General features: G+C 70.1%; 17 protein-coding genes. 12 read left to right on the forward strand and 5 right to left on the reverse strand.

Annotated elements, in window-relative coordinates:
* Window positions 1–197 precede the first annotated feature (197 nt).
* Window positions 198–1,067: a trypsin-like peptidase domain-containing protein gene (locus ACFUPX_RS33915; RefSeq protein ID WP_383331612.1), complete on the forward strand. Its 870-nt coding sequence runs from the start codon at window positions 198–200 to the stop codon at window positions 1,065–1,067.
* Window positions 1,068–1,146: 79 nt separating this feature from the next.
* On the opposite strand, the gene ACFUPX_RS33920 is transcribed toward ACFUPX_RS33915, so the two are convergent.
* Entirely contained in the window at window positions 1,147–2,571 is a 1,425-nt protein-coding gene (locus ACFUPX_RS33920) for an FG-GAP-like repeat-containing protein (protein WP_383331614.1), read from the reverse strand.
* A 187-nt stretch (window positions 2,572–2,758) separates the two neighbouring features.
* Here ACFUPX_RS33920 and ACFUPX_RS33925 point away from each other — a divergent pair, with 187 nt between their 5' ends.
* Complete coding sequence (locus ACFUPX_RS33925) at window positions 2,759–3,367, forward strand: hypothetical protein (protein WP_383331617.1); 609 nt, start codon at window positions 2,759–2,761, stop codon at window positions 3,365–3,367.
* Window positions 3,368–3,416: 49 nt separating this feature from the next.
* Here ACFUPX_RS33925 and ACFUPX_RS33930 read toward each other — a convergent pair whose 3' ends face one another.
* Entirely contained in the window at window positions 3,417–5,030 is a 1,614-nt protein-coding gene (locus ACFUPX_RS33930) for an amidohydrolase family protein (protein ID WP_383331620.1), read from the reverse strand.
* A gap of 282 nt (window positions 5,031–5,312) precedes the next feature.
* Window positions 5,313–6,620 (reverse strand): amino acid deaminase, encoded by a 1,308-nt coding sequence (locus ACFUPX_RS33935; protein ID WP_383331623.1) that lies wholly within the window; start codon window positions 6,618–6,620, stop codon window positions 5,313–5,315.
* A gap of 210 nt (window positions 6,621–6,830) precedes the next feature.
* On the opposite strand from ACFUPX_RS33935, the gene ACFUPX_RS33940 reads away from it, so the two are divergent.
* The 4 genes from ACFUPX_RS33940 (at window position 6,831) to ACFUPX_RS33955 (ending at window position 10,635) form a co-directional block, all read left to right on the forward strand.
* Complete coding sequence (locus ACFUPX_RS33940) at window positions 6,831–7,844, forward strand: sugar kinase (RefSeq protein WP_383331732.1); 1,014 nt, start codon at window positions 6,831–6,833, stop codon at window positions 7,842–7,844.
* On the forward strand, window positions 7,841–8,599 hold the full coding sequence (locus ACFUPX_RS33945) for an IclR family transcriptional regulator (protein WP_383331626.1): 759 nt from the start codon (window positions 7,841–7,843) through the stop codon (window positions 8,597–8,599). Before ACFUPX_RS33940 ends, ACFUPX_RS33945 begins: the two co-directional genes overlap by 4 nt.
* A gap of 7 nt (window positions 8,600–8,606) precedes the next feature.
* Complete coding sequence (locus tag ACFUPX_RS33950; protein ID WP_383331629.1) at window positions 8,607–9,017, forward strand: RidA family protein; 411 nt, start codon at window positions 8,607–8,609, stop codon at window positions 9,015–9,017.
* A 127-nt stretch (window positions 9,018–9,144) separates the two neighbouring features.
* The gene (locus ACFUPX_RS33955; RefSeq protein ID WP_383331632.1) at window positions 9,145–10,635 is read left to right on the forward strand and encodes a GntP family permease; all 1,491 of its coding nucleotides are present in this window, start codon (window positions 9,145–9,147) and stop codon (window positions 10,633–10,635) included.
* A gap of 81 nt (window positions 10,636–10,716) precedes the next feature.
* Here ACFUPX_RS33955 and ACFUPX_RS33960 read toward each other — a convergent pair whose 3' ends face one another.
* Complete coding sequence (locus ACFUPX_RS33960; protein WP_383331635.1) at window positions 10,717–12,066, reverse strand: M14 family metallopeptidase; 1,350 nt, start codon at window positions 12,064–12,066, stop codon at window positions 10,717–10,719.
* Between the two features lie 175 nt (window positions 12,067–12,241).
* Between ACFUPX_RS33960 and ACFUPX_RS33965 the strand changes: the two genes are divergently transcribed.
* Window positions 12,242–13,576 (forward strand): Nramp family divalent metal transporter, encoded by a 1,335-nt coding sequence (locus ACFUPX_RS33965; protein ID WP_383331637.1) that lies wholly within the window; start codon window positions 12,242–12,244, stop codon window positions 13,574–13,576.
* Between the two features lie 69 nt (window positions 13,577–13,645).
* Here the strand turns inward: ACFUPX_RS33965 and ACFUPX_RS33970 are convergent, their stop codons facing one another.
* On the reverse strand, window positions 13,646–14,659 hold the full coding sequence (locus tag ACFUPX_RS33970) for a chitinase (RefSeq protein ID WP_383331640.1): 1,014 nt from the start codon (window positions 14,657–14,659) through the stop codon (window positions 13,646–13,648).
* 247 nt (window positions 14,660–14,906) lie between these two features.
* Here ACFUPX_RS33970 and ACFUPX_RS33975 point away from each other — a divergent pair, with 247 nt between their 5' ends.
* From ACFUPX_RS33975 to ACFUPX_RS33995, 5 genes are all read left to right on the forward strand, one after another.
* A complete protein-coding gene (locus ACFUPX_RS33975; protein ID WP_383331642.1) occupies window positions 14,907–15,818 on the forward strand; it encodes a hypothetical protein in 912 nt (303 codons plus the stop codon).
* 125 nt (window positions 15,819–15,943) lie between these two features.
* On the forward strand, window positions 15,944–16,651 hold the full coding sequence (gene cpaB, locus ACFUPX_RS33980) for a Flp pilus assembly protein CpaB (protein WP_383331645.1): 708 nt from the start codon (window positions 15,944–15,946) through the stop codon (window positions 16,649–16,651).
* Window positions 16,652–16,778: 127 nt separating this feature from the next.
* On the forward strand, window positions 16,779–18,395 hold the full coding sequence (locus ACFUPX_RS33985; protein WP_383331648.1) for a CpaE family protein: 1,617 nt from the start codon (window positions 16,779–16,781) through the stop codon (window positions 18,393–18,395).
* Window positions 18,396–18,667: 272 nt separating this feature from the next.
* Complete coding sequence (locus ACFUPX_RS33990; RefSeq protein WP_383331651.1) at window positions 18,668–18,997, forward strand: TadE/TadG family type IV pilus assembly protein; 330 nt, start codon at window positions 18,668–18,670, stop codon at window positions 18,995–18,997.
* A 10-nt stretch (window positions 18,998–19,007) separates the two neighbouring features.
* On the forward strand, window positions 19,008–20,366 hold the full coding sequence (locus tag ACFUPX_RS33995; protein ID WP_383331654.1) for a CpaF family protein: 1,359 nt from the start codon (window positions 19,008–19,010) through the stop codon (window positions 20,364–20,366).
* The last annotated feature ends 1 nt before the right edge of the window (window position 20,367 follow it).

The raw sequence follows: 20,367 nt of genomic DNA on the forward strand, positions 1-20,367 counted from the left end.
CACCCGCAAACAAGATCGACCTGCGCGGGGTGGGGTGCGCGCCCCCCACCCGTTATGGCTGGGGACCTGGGGGGGCCGGCCCTTCCGGGCCGGCCCGCCGAATTGTCAAGAGTTCCCACCCCTTGTCCCCCTCCACGGGCCCCCGAAGAATGCCCATGACAACCACACAGGGCACAGCTGCAAGGGGGGCTCCACACATGAAGAAGGCTCTCGCGGGCGGATTACTCGCCCTCACCCTCGTAGGGTTCGGCTCCGCGCCGTCGGTCGCGGCTCCGGACGGCGCACCATCGACGCGGGCGGCGGGGGAGAGCGCGAAGAAGAGCGTCGACTTCGCCGGGACCGTCGCGCTCAGCAACTGTTCGGGCTCCGTCGTCCGGGTGCCGCGGTCCAAAGCGGACGATCCCGCGCTCGTCCTCTCCAACGGCCACTGTCTGGAGAGCGGCCTCCCGGCGGCGGGCGAGGTCGTCGTCGACCAGCCGTCCACCCGCACCTTCAAGCTCCTGGACGCCAAGGGCGCCGAGAAGGCGACGCTCAAAGCCAGCAAGGTCTCGTACGCGACGATGACCGACACCGACATCTCGCTGTACCAACTCACCACCAGCTACGGCGACATCAAGAAGAAGTACGGCATCAAGGCGCTGGAGATCGAGGACGCCCACCCGGTCAAGAAGCGGGCCATCACCGTCGTCTCCGGGTACTGGAAAGAGACGTACACCTGCAAGATCGACGGGTTCGTGTACCGCCTCAAGGAGGACGAGTGGACCTGGAAGGACTCGGTCCGCTACACCCCCGAGTGCCAGACCATCGGCGGCACGTCAGGATCGCCGGTGATCGACCACAAGACCGGCAAGGTCACCGCCGTCAACAACACGGGGAACGAGGCGGGCGAGCGCTGCACCTTCGACAACCCCTGTGAGGTCGACCGGCACGGCAACGTGACGGTCCGCCAGGGCATCAACTACGCACAGGAGACCTACGGGATCGTCCCCTGCGTCGGACACGACAGCAAGATCGACCTCGGCCGGAAGGGCTGCAAGCTGCCGCGCCCGGCAGCTGCCCGGAGGTAGCGGGCGGTGTGCGTGGCCCCCGTCCCCGCCGGTGAGGGGGGGGCGGGGGCCGTTCTCGATCGCGTCTCTCGGTCGCGCCTCAGTCGAGCAGGCTCTCGCCGAACCGCGAGCCGCTCGCCAGGCCGAAGTCGGCGGAGCTGAGGGACTTGGAACCGGAACCGGTGAGGCCGGACGACGAGCCCGGCAGGGTCCACAGGCCGCCGCTGCGGTCGTTCTCGAAGGAGGCCGTCACCGCCAGGTCGCCCTTGCCGTTGTTGTCGTAGTCGGCGATCCGGACCTGTGCGCCGAAGAGGTCCCCCGCCTCGGCGGAGCCCGGAACTCCGGTGGTGTCCTGGGAAACACGCACGACCGAGGACTGCGAGACACCGGAGGCGGAGCCGCGGAACACGGTCACGTCGCCGGCGTTGTCCAGTGCGCCGAGCTGTTCGCCGTTGGCGCCGACCACCAGTTCGGCCTTGCCGTCGCCGGTGATGTCACCGATCGCCACCGAGGCGCCCCAGTTGTCGCCGTCCTCGTTGGCGCCGGGCACACCCGTGCTGTTCTGGTGCAGGGTCACCGGGTCGCCGAAGCCCGTCCGGCTGCCGTAGCGGACGGTGACGTAGCCGGAACCGTTGCTGGGGTCGTCGACGGAGAAGAAATCGGGCCAGGTCAGGGAAGTGGCCATGTCGTCGAAGCCGTCACCGTTCACGTCGCCGAGCGCGACGGCGGTGTTCCCGTCCTCCACGCGCTGTATCCGGTTCGGGCGGCCCTCCTGGCCCGTGAAGACGTCAGTGCCCGGCCGTCCGGTGCCGGCATCGCCGGTCACCGCCAGGTCGTCCTTGCCGTCGCCGTTGACGTCGCCCACGGCGGCCTCCGAGTACCGGAGCCCTCCACCAGGGGCCGACAAGGTGTAAGCGGGCACCGGCTGGGTCCCCCGGGCGAAGCCACCCTTGTAGACGACGGCCGCGCCCGGCTCGATCACCGCGAGATCCGCGCCGCTGTCACCGGTGAAGTCCCCCACCGCGATGTCCCAGCCGTGGGCCTGCCACTGCTCCGGATTCTCCACGGTGGTCGTGGTGCTGCTGGTGAACGGCTTGACGCCGCCCCACAGGATGGTGACGCTGCCCTGGCCCTCGAAGGCCCCCACGTCCTCGCCGTCGGCGCCCACGACGAGGTCCGCGTATCCGTCACCGTCCAGGTCGCCGCTCGCGATCGAGATGCCGAAGTGGTCACTGTCCTCCGGCGTGCCCGGCACTCCCGCGGAACTCTGGGTGAGGGCGACCTTGTCGGTGGTCAGACCGTCGGCCGACCCGAGAGCCACGACCACACCACCCGCGGCCTCCGCCCCGCCGACGGTCTTGTACGGCGCGCCGACCGCGATGTCCCGGTGCCCGTCACCGTTGAAGTCGTCGGCGAGCTCGGCGGGTGCGGCAGCCGCCGACGCCACGGGACCAGCGAGGAAGAGGCCGCCGGTCAGGGCGGTGACGGCCGCGGCGGCGACAGCGGTGCGCAAGGGCAGGGGCATGAAGGGTCTCTCCTTGGAGCAGTCCTGGACGTGCCCAAGACCATCCAAGGAGTCGAATGGTTGTACCCGTGGCCGGCGCCGCCCGTGGCCGAACCGGACGGGCCGCCACCCGGTGACGGCGGCCCGTGCCGGTGAGACGTTGCCCGCGCACCTGTCGGACGAGCCGGCGGGGGACGAGAGGGTCACCATGACCAAGATGATCGGCAAGGTGGAGTACGCGAACGACGCGACGGAAGCGACCAAGCTGCTGAGCGAGTACAGCGCGGAGCTCGGTCTCCCCTGGGGAGTGATCTCTCAGCGCAAGCGGGATGCCTCTGTCCGCATCGCGTGGACCGAGGACAAGAACAACGGCCTGGCGGCGGCCAAGAAGACCATCGAGGACGACCTGATCGAACTGCGTCGGGCGGAGAACGTGGCGGAGCGCAAGGCGGCGATCGCGGGCCAGGGCGGCGCCCTGGTGAAGGCCGTCGGAGCGAAGTCGACCGCCGGTGAGCTCCTCGACCTGTGCAAGCACCACTACGAGCAGGCCAACCCGCCCAACTTCACCTTCGGCCCCGACATGTCGGAGGAGGACTACGCCTCCTTCCGCACGGAATGGAGGGAAGCCGGGGAGCTCGCCGAGGAGCGCACCTACGACCAGTTCACGGACTTCCGGTCGATGAAGATCCAGGACAAGAGCTCACTCGGCAAAGGGCAGGTCGGGGACACGCTGGACACGCGCAAATGGCAGGGCAACGTGTTCGTGACCATCCTGGGCGCCGAGTTCAACGCTCACATCAACATCAGGAAGAAGTAGGAGAAGCAGAAGAAGCAGGAGAAGTAGGAGCAGCGGCGGCGGGACCTGCCTACGGCGTCCGGCGCACGGCACGTCCCGCGAGGACGTCCGTGCGTCGCCCGTCCTCCATCACGAATTTGCCGTCGATCAGGACGTGCGGGATGCCGGTCGGGAGCGTACGGGGCGCGTCGAAGGTGGAACCCGCCGCGACCGTCTGCGGATCGAAGAGGACCAGGTCGGCGCGGTAGCCCTCACGGACGATGCCCCGGTCGGGCAGGCGCAGCCGGGCCGCCGGGCGTGCGGTGAGGTGGGCGACGCACTCTTCGAGGGTGAGGACGCCGAGCTCGCGTACGTAACGGCCGAGGTACTGCGGGAACGTGCCGTACGCGCGCGGGTGCGGCTTGAAGCCCTGGAGGATGCCGTCGCTGCCCCCGGTGTGCACGGGGTGCTGCATGATCGCCTGGACGTTCTCCTCGTGGCCGACGTGCTGGAGGATCGTCGACCCCAGCTTGTCGTTGATGAGCAGACGCCGGGCGGTGATCCAGGGCTCCTCGCCGCGCTGGCGTGCGGACTCGGCGATTGTCTTGCCCACGCAGGAGGCGAGACCGGGGTCGGAGACACCGGAGATCTCGATCTTGTCCCACTCGATCGGTACGCCGTGACAGCCGTCGGCGCCGATGACCTCCATGTGGTGGCGGATCTTCTCGGCGGTCCCGTCGTCCTGGAGCCGGGCCAGGATCGAGTCGGGCCCGCCCTCGCTCGCCCAGCTCGGCAGCATGGCGACCAGGGTCGTGCAGCCGGGGGTGTAGGGGTAGGTGTCCAGGGTGATGTCGGCGCCCTGCGCGAGCGCGCCGTCCAGGAGGGCGAGCAGGTCGGGCGCCTTGCCCTTGTTCACGCCGAAGTTCATGGTGGCGTGCGCGAGGTGGAGCGGACAGTTCGCGATGCGCGTGAGGTCGACCATCTCCTCGTACGCCTGGAGGGCGCCGGCGCCGTAACTGCGGTGGTGGGGGCAGTAGTAGCCGCTGAACCGGGCCACCACCTTGCAGAGCTCGGTGAGTTCGGAGTCGTCGGCGTACATGCCGGGGGTGTAGGTGAGCCCCGAGGACATGCCCACGGCACCCTGCTCCATCCCCTCCGCGACGAGCTGCTTCATGCGCTCGACCTCGGCGGGGGTCGCCGGGCGGTCGTCCCAGCCGACCGCGTACATACGGACGGTGCCCTGCGGGATGAGGTAGGCCGCGTTGACGGCGATGCCCCGGCCGCCGTGGGAGCGGTCCAGGCGGTCCAGGTACTCGCCGACCGTGCGCCAGTCGAAGTCGATGTCGCCGCCGTCGCCGTTCCAGCCGGTGATGGCCTGGCGGACCTGGGCGAGGGTGCGGTCGTCGACCGGGGCGTAGCTCAGCCCGTCCTGGCCGATGACCTCCAGGGTGACGCCCTGGGCGGCCTTCGCGCTGTGGTCCGGGTCGCGGAGGAGGGCGAGGTCGCTGTGGGCGTGCATGTCGATGAAGCCGGGCGCTAGCGCTAGGCCTTGGGCGTCGACCGTGCGGGTCCCCGTGGGGCGGGGGCCCGCGTCCCCCTCCCGGTGGATCGTCGCGACCCTGCCCTCGTGTACGCCGACGTCGGCTCGGTACGAGGCACCTCCGGTGCCGTCGATGACGCGGGCGTCCCGGATGACCAGGTCCATGGGGGTGTCTCTCTCTTCGCTTGACTGCGCGCTGTGTTGTGGTGCACCCGACCTCCGGCCGGGTTGTGGCTCCCACCCGCACCACCCGTGCGGCTCTCGTCGCCGGCTGCGGGTGGCCCCTGCGGGTGGCCCCTGCGGGGGCCGCCCGCCGTCGGCGACTGCCGGGTAATCGGGCGGGTGGATTTGTCCTGCCCCCGCAAGTCACCGCGGGGTGATCGGGTGGGTGGACGGGAGAGATCCGCCGCGGAGCGGTGGTTCAGGAACCCGCCCGAGACCCAGGGGTCAGAAATAAGTACGGATGTAGTCCGTGACCGTCCCGTCGCCCTCGACCAGGGGAATCAGCTGCCACTTGTCGAAGGACGTGCAGGGGTGCGAAAGACCCATGCCGATCCAGTCGCCCACGGCGAGATCCGCTTCCGGAGTCGTCCGCACCCACCCGTGCTGGTCGGAGAGGCCCGTCACCGTGACGCCCGTCGCGGGCCGGTCCACCCCGCCCCGGTGGACGACCTGCGCCTCGGGCAGGTCGATGTCGTACGCCGCGTCCCGCTTGCCCGCGTTGGTGAACGCCTGCTCCGACGTCGGCCGGGACACCACCTGCGCCCAGAGCCGGAACGCCGGGTGCAGAGTGCCCTCGTCCGGGACCCGGTTGAAGGGGGTCAGGTGGCGGTAGTGACCGTCGTCGTGCGAGACGTACGCCCCTGAACGCAGCAACTTCAGGACCGGCACGGACAGTTCGGGGATCGTGGCGAAGACGTCCGCCACCGCGTCGAACCACGCACTGCCGCCCGCGCTGACGACGACCTCGTCCAGATCCGCGAACCGGTTCGCCTTGTCGAACTCGACCACGAGCGCGGTCAGGCGCTCCAGCCAGGCCCGCACCCGCTCGGGCGTGGCGTCCGGCACCTCGCCCTCGTAGCCGGCGACACCCACCAGACGCAGGGTGTCCGCCGCCGCGACCGCGTTGGCGATCTCGACGCACTCGGATTCCGTACGCACACCGGTGCGCGCGCCCTCGCCCGCGCCGAGCTCCACCACGACGTCGACGGGACGCGTCGCGCCCGCCGCGCGCAGAGCGGCGTCCATCAGGGCGACGCCGGGTACGGAGTCGACGTAGCAGATGAAGCGGAAGGACGGATCCGCGTCCAGCTCGGACGCGATCCAGCGCAGCCCCGCCGCGTCCACCAGCTCATTGGCGAGGAAGATCCGCTCCACGCCGAAGGCCCGCGCCACCCGCACCTGGTGCGGCACGGCGAGCGTGATGCCCCACGCGCCGCGCTCCATCTGGCGCGCGAAGAGCTGCGGCGCCATGGACGTCTTGCCGTGCGGGGCGAAGGCGAGGCCGTGCCGCTCGGAGTACGTCTCCATCAGCGCGAGGTTGTGCTCCAGGCGCTCGGCGGAGAGCGCGAGGACGGGGGTGGTGAAACCGTCCGTGAAGAGGTTGCGGCGCTGGGCCGCGAGCTCGCCGACCGTCAGGCCCTCCGCGTCCGGCGGGAGCCCCTTGAAACGGTGGTCGACCCGCTCGTCGGCGAGCCGGCCGAGCTCCCGGGCAGCACGTCCGGCGGAGTGGTCTGCGGTGCTGTCGGCGGCCATGGCGCCTCCTCGAAAAGGTGCGTTGCATTATGTGCAACGGTCATTGCGTATGTCGCTTACTGCTGTCTAACATCCGAGCCAACGCCGGGTCAACGGATCCGGACAGTCGGTTGAGGGGCAGGAAAGATCGTGACCGCAGAGGCTGCCGAGGCTGCAAAGGCCGCACAGGCCGCGCAGACAGCAGTGGACGTCGTGGCACTCGGCGAGTCCATGGTCACGTTCCTGCCCTCCCGCGCGGGCCGCCTCGCCGACGTGCCGTCCTTCGACCGCGGGATCGGCGGCGCCGAGTCGAACGTCGCCTGCGCGCTCGCCGCCGCCGGGCACCGCACCCGCTGGGTCAGCCGCGTCGGCGACGACGGCTTCGGGGACCACCTCGTCGAGGCGATCGCACGCTACGGAGTGGACACCGGCTGCGTCGGCCGCGACCCGCACCGCCCCACCGGCATCTACTTCCGCACCGCCGACGACCGCGACACCGACGCCCACGAGGTCCTCTACTACCGCGCGGGCTCCGCCGCATCCGCGATGGCGCCGCACAGCGTGGACCGCGAGGCCCTGGACGCCGGACGCATCCTGCACCTCTCCGGCATCACCGCAGCCCTGTCCGCGGACTGCCTCGCCCTCCTGCGCGAACTGACCGCGCCCCGCCCCGGCCGCCCGCTGGTCTCCTTCGACGTCAACTACCGCCCGGGTCTGTGGAGCGCCGCGGCCGGCGAGGACCCCCGCGTCCTCCTCGACCTCGCCCGCGGCGCCGACCTCGTCTTCGTCGGCGAGGACGAGGCCGCCGACGCGTGGGGCATCACCGGCGGCCCCGACGCCATCCGCGCCGCGCTCCCCGAGCCCGCGACCCTGGTCGTCAAGCAGGGCAGCCACGGCGCCACCCTCCACACCCACGGGGAGCCCGCCGTCTTCCAGGCCGCGCTCAAGGTCGACGTCGTCGCGCCCGTCGGCGCCGGTGACGCCTTCGCCGCCGGGTTCCTCTCCGCCACCCTGCGCGGACTGACCGCCGACCGGCGCCTTCGCCACGGGCACCTGATGGCCGCCGCCGCGCTCACCGTCCCCGGCGACCTCGCCACGCCCCCCGCCGGGGAGCACACCGACCGTCTTGCCGCACTGGACGCCGACGCCTGGGGCACACTTCGTCTCGGCCCCGGCTGGACGGACGACGTCACCGTGACCGGCGCCCCCGTGAACACCGAGGCCAAGGAGGATGCACGTACATGAGCCAGACCGTCGACCGCGCCCTGTCCATCCTGCCGCTGCTCGCCGAAGGCCCCGCGGACCTCGGCCAGGTCGCCGAGCGCCTCGAAGTGCACAAGTCCACGGCCCTGCGGCTGCTGCGCACGCTCCACGAACACGGCCTGGTCTACCGCCAGTCCGACCAGCGCTACCGCCTCGGCGCCCGCCTCTTCGCGCTCGCCCAGGAAGCCGTCGAGAACCTCGACGTACGCGAGATCGCGCACCCGCACCTCCTCGCCCTCAACGAGAAGTGCGGCCACACGATCCACCTCGCGGTCTACGAGGAGCAGGAAGTCCTCTACATCGACAAGGTCGAGAGCCGCTACCCGGTGCGGATGTACTCGCGCATCGGGAAGCCGGTGGCGATCACGGTCGCCGCCGTCGCCAAGCTGCTGCTCTCCGACCTCCCCGAAGCCGAGCGCCGCGCCGTCGCGGAGAAGCTCGACTACCCCACGTACACGTCCCGGTCGACGCCCAACGCCGCCGCGTTCCTCAAGGAGCTCGGCGCCGTGCGCGAACAGGGATGGGCCACCGACCTCGGTGGCCACGAGGAGTCCATCAACTGCATCGGGGCCCCCATCCGCGGTGCGGACGGCCGGGTCGTCGCCGCCATGTCGGTCTCCGCGCCGAATGTCGTCGTCACCGCCGACGAACTCCTCACGCTGCTCCCGCTGGTGCGCCGTACGGCGGATGCCATCAGCCGGGAGTACTCCGGCAAGTCACCCCTCAAGGAAGCCTGAACCAGTCATGACCGAGAAGACCGCCCTCACCCCGGCCACCCACACCACCCCGCCCGCGAAGTTCTCCCACGGCGTGAAGAAGGGCAACATCCTTCAGGTCGCCGGTCAGGTCGGCTTCCTGCCCGCCGAGGAGGGCAAGGCCCCCACCCCTGCGGGCCCGACCCTGCGCGAGCAGACCCTCCAGACGTTCGCCAACGTCAAGGCGATCCTCGAAGAGGGCGGTGCGACCTGGGACGACGTGATGATGATGCGCGTCTACCTCACGGACGTGGACCACTTCGCCGAGATGAACGAGATCTACAACGCGTACTTCGAGGAGCAGGGCCTCAAGGCCCCCGCCTCGGCCCGCACCACGGTCTACGTGGGCCTGCCCAAGGGCCTGCTCATCGAGATCGACGCGCTCGCCGTCCTGGGCTGATCCGCCCCGGCACTCCGAGCACCCCGCAAGCCACGAGTCTTCACGGTGCGGCGCCCAACTCCCCCCTTCGGGCGCCGCGCCGTGATCCCCCCTGCCCCGAAAGCCCCATGCACTTACGAGGTCAACGATGTCCCCGTCCCCCTCCGCCGCGCTCGCGGCCGCCGCCCCCGCCGAGATACCACCGCACACCGGTGGCATCCTCACCCTGATCGACGGCACGGCAGGTCTCCTGACCGTCGCCGCGCTCGGCATCCTGCTTCTGCTCTTCCTGATCATCAAGGTCAGGCTGCAGCCCTTCGTGGCGCTGCTCGCGGTCTCCATAGTCGTCGGCCTCTCGGCCGGTCTCTCCGTCACCGAACTCTTCGGCACGGTCCAGAAATCCGACGCGGTCTCCGTCATCGAGTCCGGCATGGGCGGCATCCTCGGCCATGTGGCGATCATCATCGGCCTCGGCACGATGCTCGGCGCGATCCTCGAAGTCTCCGGCGGCGCGGAGGTCCTTGCCTCACGCCTGCTCGGCCTCTTCGGCGAGAAGCGGGCGCCCCTCGCGATGGGCCTCACGGGCCTGATCTTCGGTATCCCGGTCTTCTTCGACGTGGGCATCTTCGTCCTCGCGCCGATCGTGTACGCCGCCGCCAAGCGCAGCGGCAAGTCGATCCTGATCTACTGCCTGCCGCTGCTCGCGGGTCTCTCGATGACCCACGCCTTCCTGCCCCCGCACCCCGGTCCGGTGGCCGCGGCCGGTCTGCTCCACGTGGACCTCGGCTGGGTCATCCTGATGGGCCTCATCTGCGGCATCCCGGCCGTCCTCGCGGCGTGGGTCTTCGCCGCCTGGGTCGGCAAGCGCATCTTCGTGCCCGTCCCGCAGGACATGGTCGAGGCCGCCGACGAGGCGAAGGCCGCGGTCGTCGCCGAGCAGCGCGAGGCCGGCGTGCAGCCGAGCGAGAAGCCGGTGCCGCTGGGCATCGTCTTCGCGATCATCGGAACGCCGCTGCTCCTGATCCTCCTCGCGACCTTCTCGTCGATCGCCTTCGACCCCTCGACCCTGCGCAGCGTCATCGAGTTCTTCGGCAGCCCCTTCGTCGCCCTGACGATCGCCCTGCTGATGGCGTACTACCTCCTGGGCATCCGGCGCGGCTGGTCGCGCAAGTCCCTGGAGACGGTGTCGACCTCGTCCCTGAAGCCGGTCGGCAACATCCTGCTCGTGGTCGGCGCGGGCGGCATCTTCGGCGCGGTCCTCAAGGCGAGCGGCGTGGCAGCGGCCCTCTCGGACACCTTCCAGGACGTGGGCCTGCCCATCATCGTCCTCGCCTACCTGCTGTCCCTGGTCCTGCGCGTCGCCCAGGGCTCGGCGACGGTGGCGATCGTGACGACCGCGGGCATCGTGGCCCCCCTCCTCGCCGAGGGCGACCACTCCCAGGCGTTCGTCGCCCTGGTCATCATGGCGATCTCGGCGGGCTCGATCTTCGCCTCGCACGTGAACGACGGCGGCTTCTGGATGGTGGCGAAGTACTTCGGCATCTCGGAGCGGGACACGCTGAAGACGTGGACGGTCCTGGAGTCGGTGCTCTCCCTGGCCGGGTTCGCGGTGGCGGCCGTGGTCAGCCTGTTCGTCTAGCGGCTCCACACGTTCGCTGAACGACGAGGGCGCCCGGTGATGATCCACCGGGCGCCCTCCGCTGTTCGGCTGTACGGCCACTCAACTCGTGCAGTACTGCTGCTCCTTGCCGATGGAGCGGTACATGCAGTCCGCGTTCTCCAGGAGCTGGAGCACCGCGTCCCTGTTGCGGTTCGTCTCCCGCTCGATCACCTCGTCGGGCGGGTAGAAGCCGCCGCCGCCCGCGGACGACGGGTACATCTCGAAGGTGTAGCTGAAGATCTTCTGGTTGCCCCACAGCCAGTCGTCGATCGTGCCGTCCGTGATGTAGAGGTCACTGGACTGCTCGGGGGTGTAGCCGTTGCTCGCGGCCATCTTCCCGCCGACGGCCGCGTGGGCGTCGCGGTCGTCCTTGGTCAGGCCGGGGCCCGTGTCGTTGTACGTGTATCCGTAGGGCCACAGGACGAGTTCGCTGTACGTGTGGAAGTCGATGCCCGCCTTGATCTGCTGCTTGCCTCCGACCACGCGGCTGCGCACGAAGTCGGCGACCACCTTCACCTCGGGGGCCGACTCGCCCGCCTTGCCGCGGTAGGTCTCCGAACCGGTGGAACCCGAAGAGCCGCCGCAGCAGCCCCACTTGTAGTTCCAGTTGCGGTTCAGGTCGGTGCCGACGTTCGACGAACCGCTGTTGGGCTGACGGTTCTTGCGCCAGCTGCGGTAGGAGCCCGTCGCGATGTCGTACTCGCCACCGTCCGGGTTCATGTCCGGCACGATCCAGATCTCGCGCGAGTCGACCATCTTCTTGATGCGGGCGTCCGTGCCGTAGTCGTCGCCGAGCTCGCGCAGCAGGTAGAGCGCCATCTCGACGGTCAGGTGCTCGCGGGCGTGCTGGTGGTGGGTGAAGAGGACCTCGGGCTCGGCCTCGTCGGTGCCCACGTTGTCGCTGACCTTGATGGCGATGATGTCCCGGCCCGAGTAGGACTTGCCGATGACCTTCTTGCTCATCAGGCCCGGGTGGGCCGCGATGCGCTGGTCGATCTCCGCGTTCATTTCAGCGTAGTTGTGGTACTTCGCGTCGGCGGGCGGGAAGTCCTTGGCCTCCACCGGTTCGCCGTTCGTACGCTTCGGGGGTCCGGCCAGGGCCTTGAGCTCGTAGCCCGAGTCCCGCAGCTGCGCCGCCTCGCGGCCGTCGGCGGAGACGACCACCGTGCGGGCGTCGACCTCGTCGATGGCGATGCCGGTGCGGGCGAGCGCGGTGCGGGCGGCGGGGTCGTCGCCGAGGGGGATCTCGTACTGGCGCGTTTCGTCGTCGGCCGCCGCCGTGGTCCGTGAGGTCCGGTCGGTGCGGTCCGTGGTGTCCGGTGAGGCGTTGGCGGTGATGGGTGCCGCCACGGCGAGGGCCAGAAGAACCGCGAGGGCCGCGGATCTTCTGCCACGTATGCGAAGTCGCATGAAGTCTCCTGAGGGGTGGGGGGTGGTTCAGTGCGACGCGGGCGGTGCGGGTGCGCGGTGCTGGTGACGAGGTGCGGGTTGCGCGGCCCCATCGTGGGCGCATGGCATGCTCCGGTCAACGCTGTCTTCGGCCAACCCCTTGTGTCGCGCGCCGCCATGAGGTTTCTTGATCGGCATGGCTGAAACGACAGGCAGCGACGCTGCCACGGGAGGTGCGGCTCCCCGGCTCCGCAAGCCGAGCTGGAAGTACATCGGCCCCGGAATCGTCGTCGCCGCTACCGGCGTCGGCGCGGGCGACCTCGTCGCGACGCTCATCGCGGGCAGCAAATTCGGCTACACGCTCCTGTGGGCCGCGATCATCGGCTGCCTGGTGAAGATCTCGCTCGCCGAGGCGACGGGCCGCTGGCATCTGGCCACCGGGCGCACCCTCTTCGAGGGCTGGCGCAGCCTGGGGCAGTGGACCACCTGGTACTTCGCGATCTACGTGGTCATCTGGGGCTTCGTCTACGGCGCCACGGCCATGTCGTCAAGCGCCCTGCCGCTGGTCGCGCTCTTCCCCGACGGGCCGAGCCTGAAGTTCTGGGCGATCCTCTGCGGCCTGCTCGGTCTGGCCTTCGTCTGGTTCAACCGTTACGCCGTCTTCGAAAAGGTCATGACGGTCGTCATCGGGATGAAGTTCCTGATCGTCGTGTACGTCGCCATCCGCGTCGCCCCCGACCTCGGCAACGCGGTCAAGGGCCTGGTGCCCACCCTGCCGGACGGTTCGCTGCTCTACACGCTCGGCCTGATCGGCGGCGTCGGCGGCACCATCACCATGGCCGCGTACGGGTACTGGGTGAACTCCAAGGGCTGGACCGACATCAGCTGGCTCCGGGTCATGCGGCTCGACAACCGCGTCGCCTACATCACCACCGGCGTCTTCGTCGTCGCGATGATGATCATCGGCGCCGAGCTCCTGCACTCCACGAACATCGCCCTCACCTCCGGCGACCGGGGCCTCATCGACCTCGGCAACGTATTGGAGGACAAGTTCGGCGCGGTCACCGCGAACCTCTTCCTCATCGGGTTCTTCGCCACGTCCTTCGGCGCCCTGATGGGCGTGTGGCACGGCGTGAGCCTGATGTTCGCGGACTTCGTGGAGCGGCTGCGGCGCGAGCGGGCCGGCGTGACCGAAGCGGAGGAGGCGAGCGCGGGCCCCGACGGCATGGTCAAGGAGGTCGCGGCCGGAAAGCGCGAGAAGTCGGTGCCGTTCCGGGCCTACCTGCTGTGGCTCACCTTCCCGCCGATGGGCCTGCTCTTCCTGGACCAGCCGTTCGGCCTGGTCGTGGCCTACGGAGTGCTCGGCGCGTTCTTCATGCCGTTCCTCGCGCTCACGCTGCTCTGGCTGCTCAACACCTCGCGCACCCCGAAGGAATGGCGCAACGGCATCCTGAGCAACGTGATGCTCGCGGCTGCCGGACTGCTCTTCCTCGTCCTGTGCGTGCAGCAGGTGCGCGACCTGCCCTGGTAGTTCCCACGGAGACAACAGCAGCGCCGCCGGGGGAGCGGCGGCGCTGCGGGTGTGCGGGGCTCCCGCCGGTTACGGCAGCCCGTGGACGTGCGGTCCGACCGCCTTGGACCAGGAACTGCCGTCCGAGGCATCCCAGTTCGTCGACCAGGTCATCGCGCCCCGGATGCCGGGGTAGGTCTTGGACGGCTTGAAGGAACCGCAGCTGGTGCCCTTCGCCAGGCAGTCCAGGGCCTGGTTCACGACGGACGGCGAGACATAGCCGCCGCCGGCCGCCTTCGCCGATGCCGGGACGCCTATGCCGACCTGCGAGGGATCGAGGCCGCCCTCCAGCTGGATACAGGCGAGCGCGGTGAGGAAGTCGACCGTGCCCTGGCTGTAGACCTTGCCGTCGCAGCCCAGCATCGAACCGCTGTTGTAGTACTGCATGTTGACGACCGTGAGGATGTCCTTCACGGCGAGCGCCGTCTTGAAGTACTCGCCCGACGTCGACTGCATGTCGATCGTCTGCGGCGCCATGGTCAGGACGAAGCCCGAACCGGCCTTCCCAGCAAGGGACTTCAGCGCCTGTGACATGTACGTCGAGTGGAGCCCGTTCTCCAGGTCGATGTCGACGCCGTCGAAGCCGTACTCCTGCATGAGCTTGTACGCCGAGTCCGCGAAGGCGGTCGCGGACGCGCCGTCGCTGACCGACACCGCGCCCTTCTCGCCGCCGACCGACAGGATCACGGACTTGCCGTCCGCCTGCTTGGCCTTGATGTCCGCCTTGAACTGCTCGACGGTGTACCCGCCGAGCCCGGCCGAGTCGAGGTTGAAGGCCAGCTCGCCCGGCGTCGCGGTCGCGTCCGCGAATGAGACCGCGATGATGTCGTACTCGTCCTGTACGTCGCTCAGCTTCTGGACCGTGGCGCCGTTGTCGAAGTTCTGCCAGTAGCCGGTCACCGCGTGCTTCGGTACCGCCCGGGTGCCGGCGTCGGCGTTGTCGGCGCCGCCGGTGAGCAGGCCGGTGAGCGCGAGGGCGAGTGCCGTGGTCAGACCGATGACGGAACCTGCCTTCCTGCGTGTCCTGCCGCGTGCGTGATCCACTTCTGCCTCCGGTGGGGGGAGTTGGGGCATTCGGAGAGCTCTCACTTGCTCGTACAACCTCGTACGACCTGGTCCAGTGGTCGTACAAGCTGGTCCAGACCAATTGAGTTGTCAAGACCTCTGACGCCACTCGAACCCCACGAGTCCGGCCAACCTCAATGTGAACAGTGGGAAGTTGGGTGTTGAGGTGGCGCTGACCTGGATAAGGTGCTGAGGCAGAAGTGCACGAAGACCGGGGGGTGTACGCATGCCGACCGCCATAGCCGTCACCGGACCTGACCTGGTGCTGCCGTCGCCCGACCGGCACACCCCGTCGGCGGCCGTCCTGCAGAGCGCCGTCCAGTCACCGCGGACGTACTCCCTGGACCAGGCGCTCACCGAGATGCACACGCTCATCGAGCACCACGGCTATGTGGTCGTGCTCTGCCCCGCCTCGGCGCCACGGGCCCTCGTCCAGCGCATGCACGCGATCCGCTCCGTCCTGGAGAGCGACCGCATCTCCATCCTCCGCCCCGACCTGCCGCCGCTCGGTCTCGCGGTCCTCGCGCTCCAGCTCCGCCAGCTCTCGATCTGCGACTTCAGCCCCGGCGTCCTCGCGTCGGCGGCCCGTCTCCTCTCGCACTACATCTACGCGGGCGCGCTGCTCGGCTCGGTGGCCAAGCTGGACCGGGTCCCGGTGACCCTCCAGTCCCACGCCAAGTCATGGGTGCCGGGCGCCCAGTTCGCCGTCCTCGCGACGCCGCGCCCCGAGCTGGTCAAGGTGACGGCCGACGCGACGCTGCCCGGCCCCGGGTTCGGCACCAAGATGCTGTACGCCACCGGGCAGTTGACGTCCGACTGGGTCACCGAGACGCTCGCTCCCGCCTGGCGGACCCAGGGGGTCTCGGAGGCGCGCCTTCCCGGGGAGTCCGCGCGCTGGTGGGCGACGGGCAAGCTCGTCGAGTTCGCCGCGGCGATCCCCGACATCTCCGTGCTCTACCAACTGGTGGCGTCCGTCCGGCGGGACGACTGCCACTGGTGCGGCCTCGAACTCATCGGCGACCGCTGCGGCTTCTGCGCCGCGCCGCTGCCGCCGCCTCCCGAACGCCAGGCGTCCGCGCCGGCCCGCGCGCCTGCCCGTGCTTCCGCCGTACGGGCGCTGCCACGAGGCGCGACGTAGGCCTCGGCCCCTTTTTCCAGCGCACGAACTCGACCCGCTCGACCCGCTCGAACCGCTCGAACTGAACGCGCGTCACACCGCTCACTGTCCGTAGCCGTCCGCACTCGATCGAGGTAGTCCGGTTCATGAACTCACGCCAGCGCCGCGGCGTCATCCTGCTGGTCCTGTCGGTCCTGGCCGCGTTCGGTGCGTTCGCGGGTGTCCTCTCGGTGATCCGGGACGTGAACTCGAAGGTGGGCCCGGAGGTGGCCGCGTACAAGCTCAAGGGGGACATCGCCCCCTACAAGGAGCTCAGCGCGGACCAGTTCGAGAAGGTCGAGATGCCGGAGCGATGGCTCTCGGACAACGCGGTCACCAACCTGCGCCAGGTCCGCGGCAAGATCGCGGTGACGGAGCTGCGCAAGGGTTCGCTGCTCCAGACGGACATGATCGTCGATCGGCCCGAACTCGACCCGGGGCAGCAGGAGATCGCCATCATGATCGACGCGGCGACGGGCGTCGCGGGCAAGATCACGCCGGGCTCGACGGTGAACATCTACGCCACGTTCAAGGGCGAGAGCGACAACGCCAAGGACCAGTCGAAGGTCATCGTCGAGTCCGCGAAGGTGATCGACGTGGGCAAGCTGACGGCGCTCGACCCCGACCAGGACGACCGCGGCAGCCGTCGTACGGAGGCGGTGCCGATCACGTTCGCCCTGGACACGGCGGACGCGCAGCGCGTGGCGTACGCGGAGTCGTTCGCGACGCATGTACGGCTCGCCCTGGTGGGACAGGGCGGGGAGAGCGCCATCCCGCGGGGTGACCGTACTTACACACTCGACGAGGACAAGTAGGGGGCCTGCGGATGTGCTGCACGTCAGAACCACCGCTTTCCGCTCCCGCGGTGGGTAGCCGCTCGAGGCCGCCGCTGCGCGACGGATCTCTCCCACCCGCCCGCCTGTTCGCCCGGCGGTGCCAGGTATGACGACCCGCATCCTCCCCGCCGTCGGGGACATGGACGCCGCCCGCGCCCTCTCGACGCTGACGGGGCAGCTGCCGGACGCCGAACCCGCACTGCCCGTAGCGGACTCGACCGCGCTGCTCGACACCCTCGCCCGCCTCGGCGCGGAGTCCATCGACGAGCTGCCCGAAGTCGTCCTCATCCACGAGCGCATCGGCCCCGTCCCCGCCCTTGACCTGATCCGCGACCTCGTCCTGCGCTTCCCCGCGGTCGGCGTCGTCCTCATCACCGCCGACACGAGCCCCGCGCTCCTGACCGCCGCGATGGACTCCGGAGCACGCGGCATCGTCGGCTTCCCGCTCGCCTACGAGGCGCTCGCCGAGCGGGTCAACGCGGCGGCGTCCTGGTCCGCGGGCATGCGCAGGCACCTGGGCAGCGCGGGCATGGAGCTCTACGCGGGGCCGGGCGAGGCCCCGGGCGGCGGCCACGTCGTCGCGGTGAGCGGTTCCAAGGGGGGCGTGGGAACGACCCTCGCCACCGTCCAACTCGCCCTCGCCGCACGGGCCTCGGGCCGCAGCGTCGCTTTGCTCGACCTGGACCTCCAGTCCGGGGACGTCGCCTCGTACCTGGACGTCCAGTTCCGCCGCTCCATCGCCGACCTCGCGGCGATCACCGACATCACGCCCCGCGTCCTCCAGGACGCCGTCTACACCCACGAGACCGGCATCGGCCTCCTCCTGGCCCCCGGCGAGGGCGAGCGGGGCGAGGAGATCACCGACCGGGTGGCCCGCCAGACGCTCGGCGCCCTGCGCAGCCGCTACGACGTCGTGCTCGTCGACTGCGGTACGTACGTGACCGGGGCGAGCGCGGCGGCCATAGAACTCGCCGACCAGGCGATTCTCCTCGTCACCCCGGACGTCGTGTCCGTACGCGCGGCCAAGCGCATGGTCCGCCTGTGGGACCGCCTCCAGATCCGCAAGGCGGAGGAGACGCTCACCGTCGTCAACCGCCACGGCAAGAGCGCCGAGATCCAGCCCTCCCTGGTGGAACGGGTGACGGGGACACGCGTGGCCCGCACGACCGTCCCCGCCAACTTCAAGGAGCTGCAGGGCGCGGTCGACGCGGGCCGCATGCAGGACCTGGACAGCAAGTCCACGGTGAAGCAGGCGCTGTGGGCCCTGGCGGGCGAGCTGGGCCTGGTCGACCCGGAGGCGGCAGCCGGCAGCGGCAGCAAGCGAGGCGCGCTGACGCTCCGTAAGCGCGTCGGGGGCGACCGGGGCGCGGTCACCCTGGAGTTCGCCGGTATGTTCCCGCTGCTGCTGGCCGTGATGGGCCTCCTGTGGCAGTGCGCGCTGTACGGCTACACGTTCTCCCTGGCGGGCAACGCCGCGGACGAGGCGGCACGGGCGGCGACGGCCGCGTACGCCGTGGGCGAGGGCGGGGCGGCGGCGTGCGAGTCCGCGGCCAAGGAACACCTGCCGGACGCCTGGCAGGGCGCGGAGGTGTCGTGCACGGACGACGGGGCGGTGTGGAAGGCCCACGTGGACGCGGACGTCCCGCTGTTCTTCCCCGGGATCGACGCGGGGTGGAGCGTGAGCGGGGAGGCGGGGGCGGCGAAGGAGGGGGAGGACGGTTGAACGCGGACCCGGTAGCCTCGCGCACCGCCGATCACCGGCTGCGCCGCGCTCGTCCTCACACGCCGGACGGGCTTGATCGGCGGGCTCGTCTTCACACGCCGGACGGGCTGGATCGCCGGGCTCGTCCTCGGACGCCGGACGGGCTGGATCGGCGAGCTCGTCCTCGGACGCCGGGCGGGCTGGATCGGCGAGCTCGTCCTCACACGCCAGACGGGCTGGATCACCGTCGGAGGCGGAGAGGGCAACGCCTCCTCGACGACCGAGGCGTATCCATGCTCGAATTCGCCGGTTTCCTCCCCATCCTGCTCCTCATCGGCCTCGCCGCCATCCAGCTCGGCCTCGTCGGCTACGCGGTCAACCAGGCCGGATCGGGCGCCCGCGCGGCAGCCCGCGTCGCCTCCCAGGGCGAGGGCGGCGAAGCCGCGGGGATGGCGGCGATGGACGGCAGCCTCGACGCCCAGGTCGCCCTCAGCGGGGGCGGCGCCACGACCACGGCGGAGGTCACCGTCCAGGTCCCCACGCTCCTCCCCTTCGTGGACGCGGGCTGGTCCGTCACGAAGTCGGCCACCATGCCCAACGACGAAGACGAAGACGGGAGCTGAGAGAGAAGACATGAGCCTCCGCGACCGCATAGCGACCCCGCACGACCACGGCGAGGGCGGCGGCCCCAGCCGCGACGACGGCCTGGTGGCCGTCTACCGCGCCAAGCTCCTGGAAGAGATCGACCTCGCCGAGATGTCGTCCCTCACCACGGCGGACCGCCGGGTGCGCCTGGAACGCGTCATGGGCCACATCATCAGCCGCGAGGGCCCCGTCCTCTCGACCTCGGAGCGCTCCCAGCTCATCCGCCGCGTCGTGGACGAGGCCCTGGGACTGGGCGTACTGGAACCACTCCTCGCCGACGCCTCCATCACGGAAATCATGGTCAACGGCCCGAACTCGATCTTCGTCGAGCGGGCCGGACGAGTCGAACAGCTCCCCCTCCGTTTCGCCTCGAACGACCAGCTCATGCAGACCATCGAACGCATCGTCTCCACGGTCAACCGCCGCGTGGACGAGTCGAATCCGATGGTCGACGCGCGCCTGCCCACCGGCGAGCGGGTGAACGTGATCATCCCGCCGCTGGCCCTCACCGGCGCGACCCTCACCATCCGCCGCTTCCCCCGCGCGTACACGCTGCACGAGCTCATCGGCCTGGGCTCGCTGGACGAGCACATGCTGCTCCTGCTCTCCGCGTTCGTCCGGGCCCGCTTCAACATCATCGTCAGCGGCGGCACGGGCTCCGGCAAGACGACCCTCCTGAACGCGCTCTCGGGCCTGCTCCCGTCCCACGAACGCATCATCACCATCGAGGACTCGGCCGAGCTCCAACTCCAGCAGGACCACGTGATCCGCCTCGAATCACGCCCCGCGAACGTCGAGGGCAAGGGCCAGATCACCATCCGCGACCTGGTCCGCAACAGCCTCCGCATGCGCCCCGACCGCATCATCGTCGGTGAGGTCCGAGGCGGTGAGACGCTCGACATGCTCCAGGCGATGTCGACGGGCCACGACGGCTCCCTCGCCACGGTCCACGCCAACACGGCGGAGGACGCGCTGATGCGCCTCCAGACCCTCGGCTCGATGTCGGAGGTCCAGATCCCCTTCGAGGCCCTGAAGGACCAGATCAACTCGGCGGTGGACGTGGTCGTCCAGCTCGCCCGGCACGCGGACGGCTCCCGCAAGATCGCCGAGATCGTCCTCCTCGTCTCGCACGGCCGCGAACAGTTCCGCATCGCCCCGGCGACGCGCTTCGTGGCACGCAGACCGGGCGACGGCGGCCTGGACCGCCGCGTGCACGGCTACTTCGAGCACTTGCCGCTGCCCCGCTCGGTCGCAGAGCGCCTCTATGTGGCGGGCGAGCCGGTGCCCCCCGGTTTCGGCGTGGCGCAGGCCATAGACGTACTGAACACGAGAGAGGCCATCGGATGAG

The organism is Streptomyces sp. NPDC057302 (genome assembly GCF_042667685.1).
Lineage (GTDB): Bacteria > Actinomycetota > Actinomycetes > Streptomycetales > Streptomycetaceae > Streptomyces.

Bases quoted from the DNA above. Each gene is read 5' to 3' on its own strand.
- ACFUPX_RS33925 (WP_383331617.1), top strand. From the start codon at position 2,759: ATGACCAAGATGATCGGCAAGGTGGAGTACGCGAACGACGCGACGGAA.
- ACFUPX_RS33990 (WP_383331651.1), top strand. From the start codon at position 18,668: ATGCTCGAATTCGCCGGTTTCCTCCCCATCCTGCTCCTCATCGGCCTC.
- ACFUPX_RS33940 (WP_383331732.1), top strand. From the start codon at position 6,831: ATGGTCACGTTCCTGCCCTCCCGCGCGGGCCGCCTCGCCGACGTGCCG.
- ACFUPX_RS33920 (WP_383331614.1), bottom strand. From the start codon at position 2,571: ATGCCCCTGCCCTTGCGCACCGCTGTCGCCGCCGCGGCCGTCACCGCC.
- ACFUPX_RS33985 (WP_383331648.1), top strand. From the start codon at position 16,779: ATGACGACCCGCATCCTCCCCGCCGTCGGGGACATGGACGCCGCCCGC.
- ACFUPX_RS33930 (WP_383331620.1), bottom strand. From the start codon at position 5,030: ATGGACCTGGTCATCCGGGACGCCCGCGTCATCGACGGCACCGGAGGT.
- ACFUPX_RS33945 (WP_383331626.1), top strand. From the start codon at position 7,841: ATGAGCCAGACCGTCGACCGCGCCCTGTCCATCCTGCCGCTGCTCGCC.
- ACFUPX_RS33965 (WP_383331637.1), top strand. From the start codon at position 12,242: ATGGCTGAAACGACAGGCAGCGACGCTGCCACGGGAGGTGCGGCTCCC.
- ACFUPX_RS33950 (WP_383331629.1), top strand. From the start codon at position 8,607: ATGACCGAGAAGACCGCCCTCACCCCGGCCACCCACACCACCCCGCCC.
- ACFUPX_RS33975 (WP_383331642.1), top strand. From the start codon at position 14,907: ATGCCGACCGCCATAGCCGTCACCGGACCTGACCTGGTGCTGCCGTCG.
- ACFUPX_RS33935 (WP_383331623.1), bottom strand. From the start codon at position 6,620: ATGGCCGCCGACAGCACCGCAGACCACTCCGCCGGACGTGCTGCCCGG.
- ACFUPX_RS33960 (WP_383331635.1), bottom strand. From the start codon at position 12,066: ATGCGACTTCGCATACGTGGCAGAAGATCCGCGGCCCTCGCGGTTCTT.
- cpaB (WP_383331645.1), top strand. From the start codon at position 15,944: ATGAACTCACGCCAGCGCCGCGGCGTCATCCTGCTGGTCCTGTCGGTC.
- ACFUPX_RS33955 (WP_383331632.1), top strand. From the start codon at position 9,145: ATGTCCCCGTCCCCCTCCGCCGCGCTCGCGGCCGCCGCCCCCGCCGAG.
- ACFUPX_RS33915 (WP_383331612.1), top strand. From the start codon at position 198: ATGAAGAAGGCTCTCGCGGGCGGATTACTCGCCCTCACCCTCGTAGGG.
- ACFUPX_RS33995 (WP_383331654.1), top strand. From the start codon at position 19,008: ATGAGCCTCCGCGACCGCATAGCGACCCCGCACGACCACGGCGAGGGC.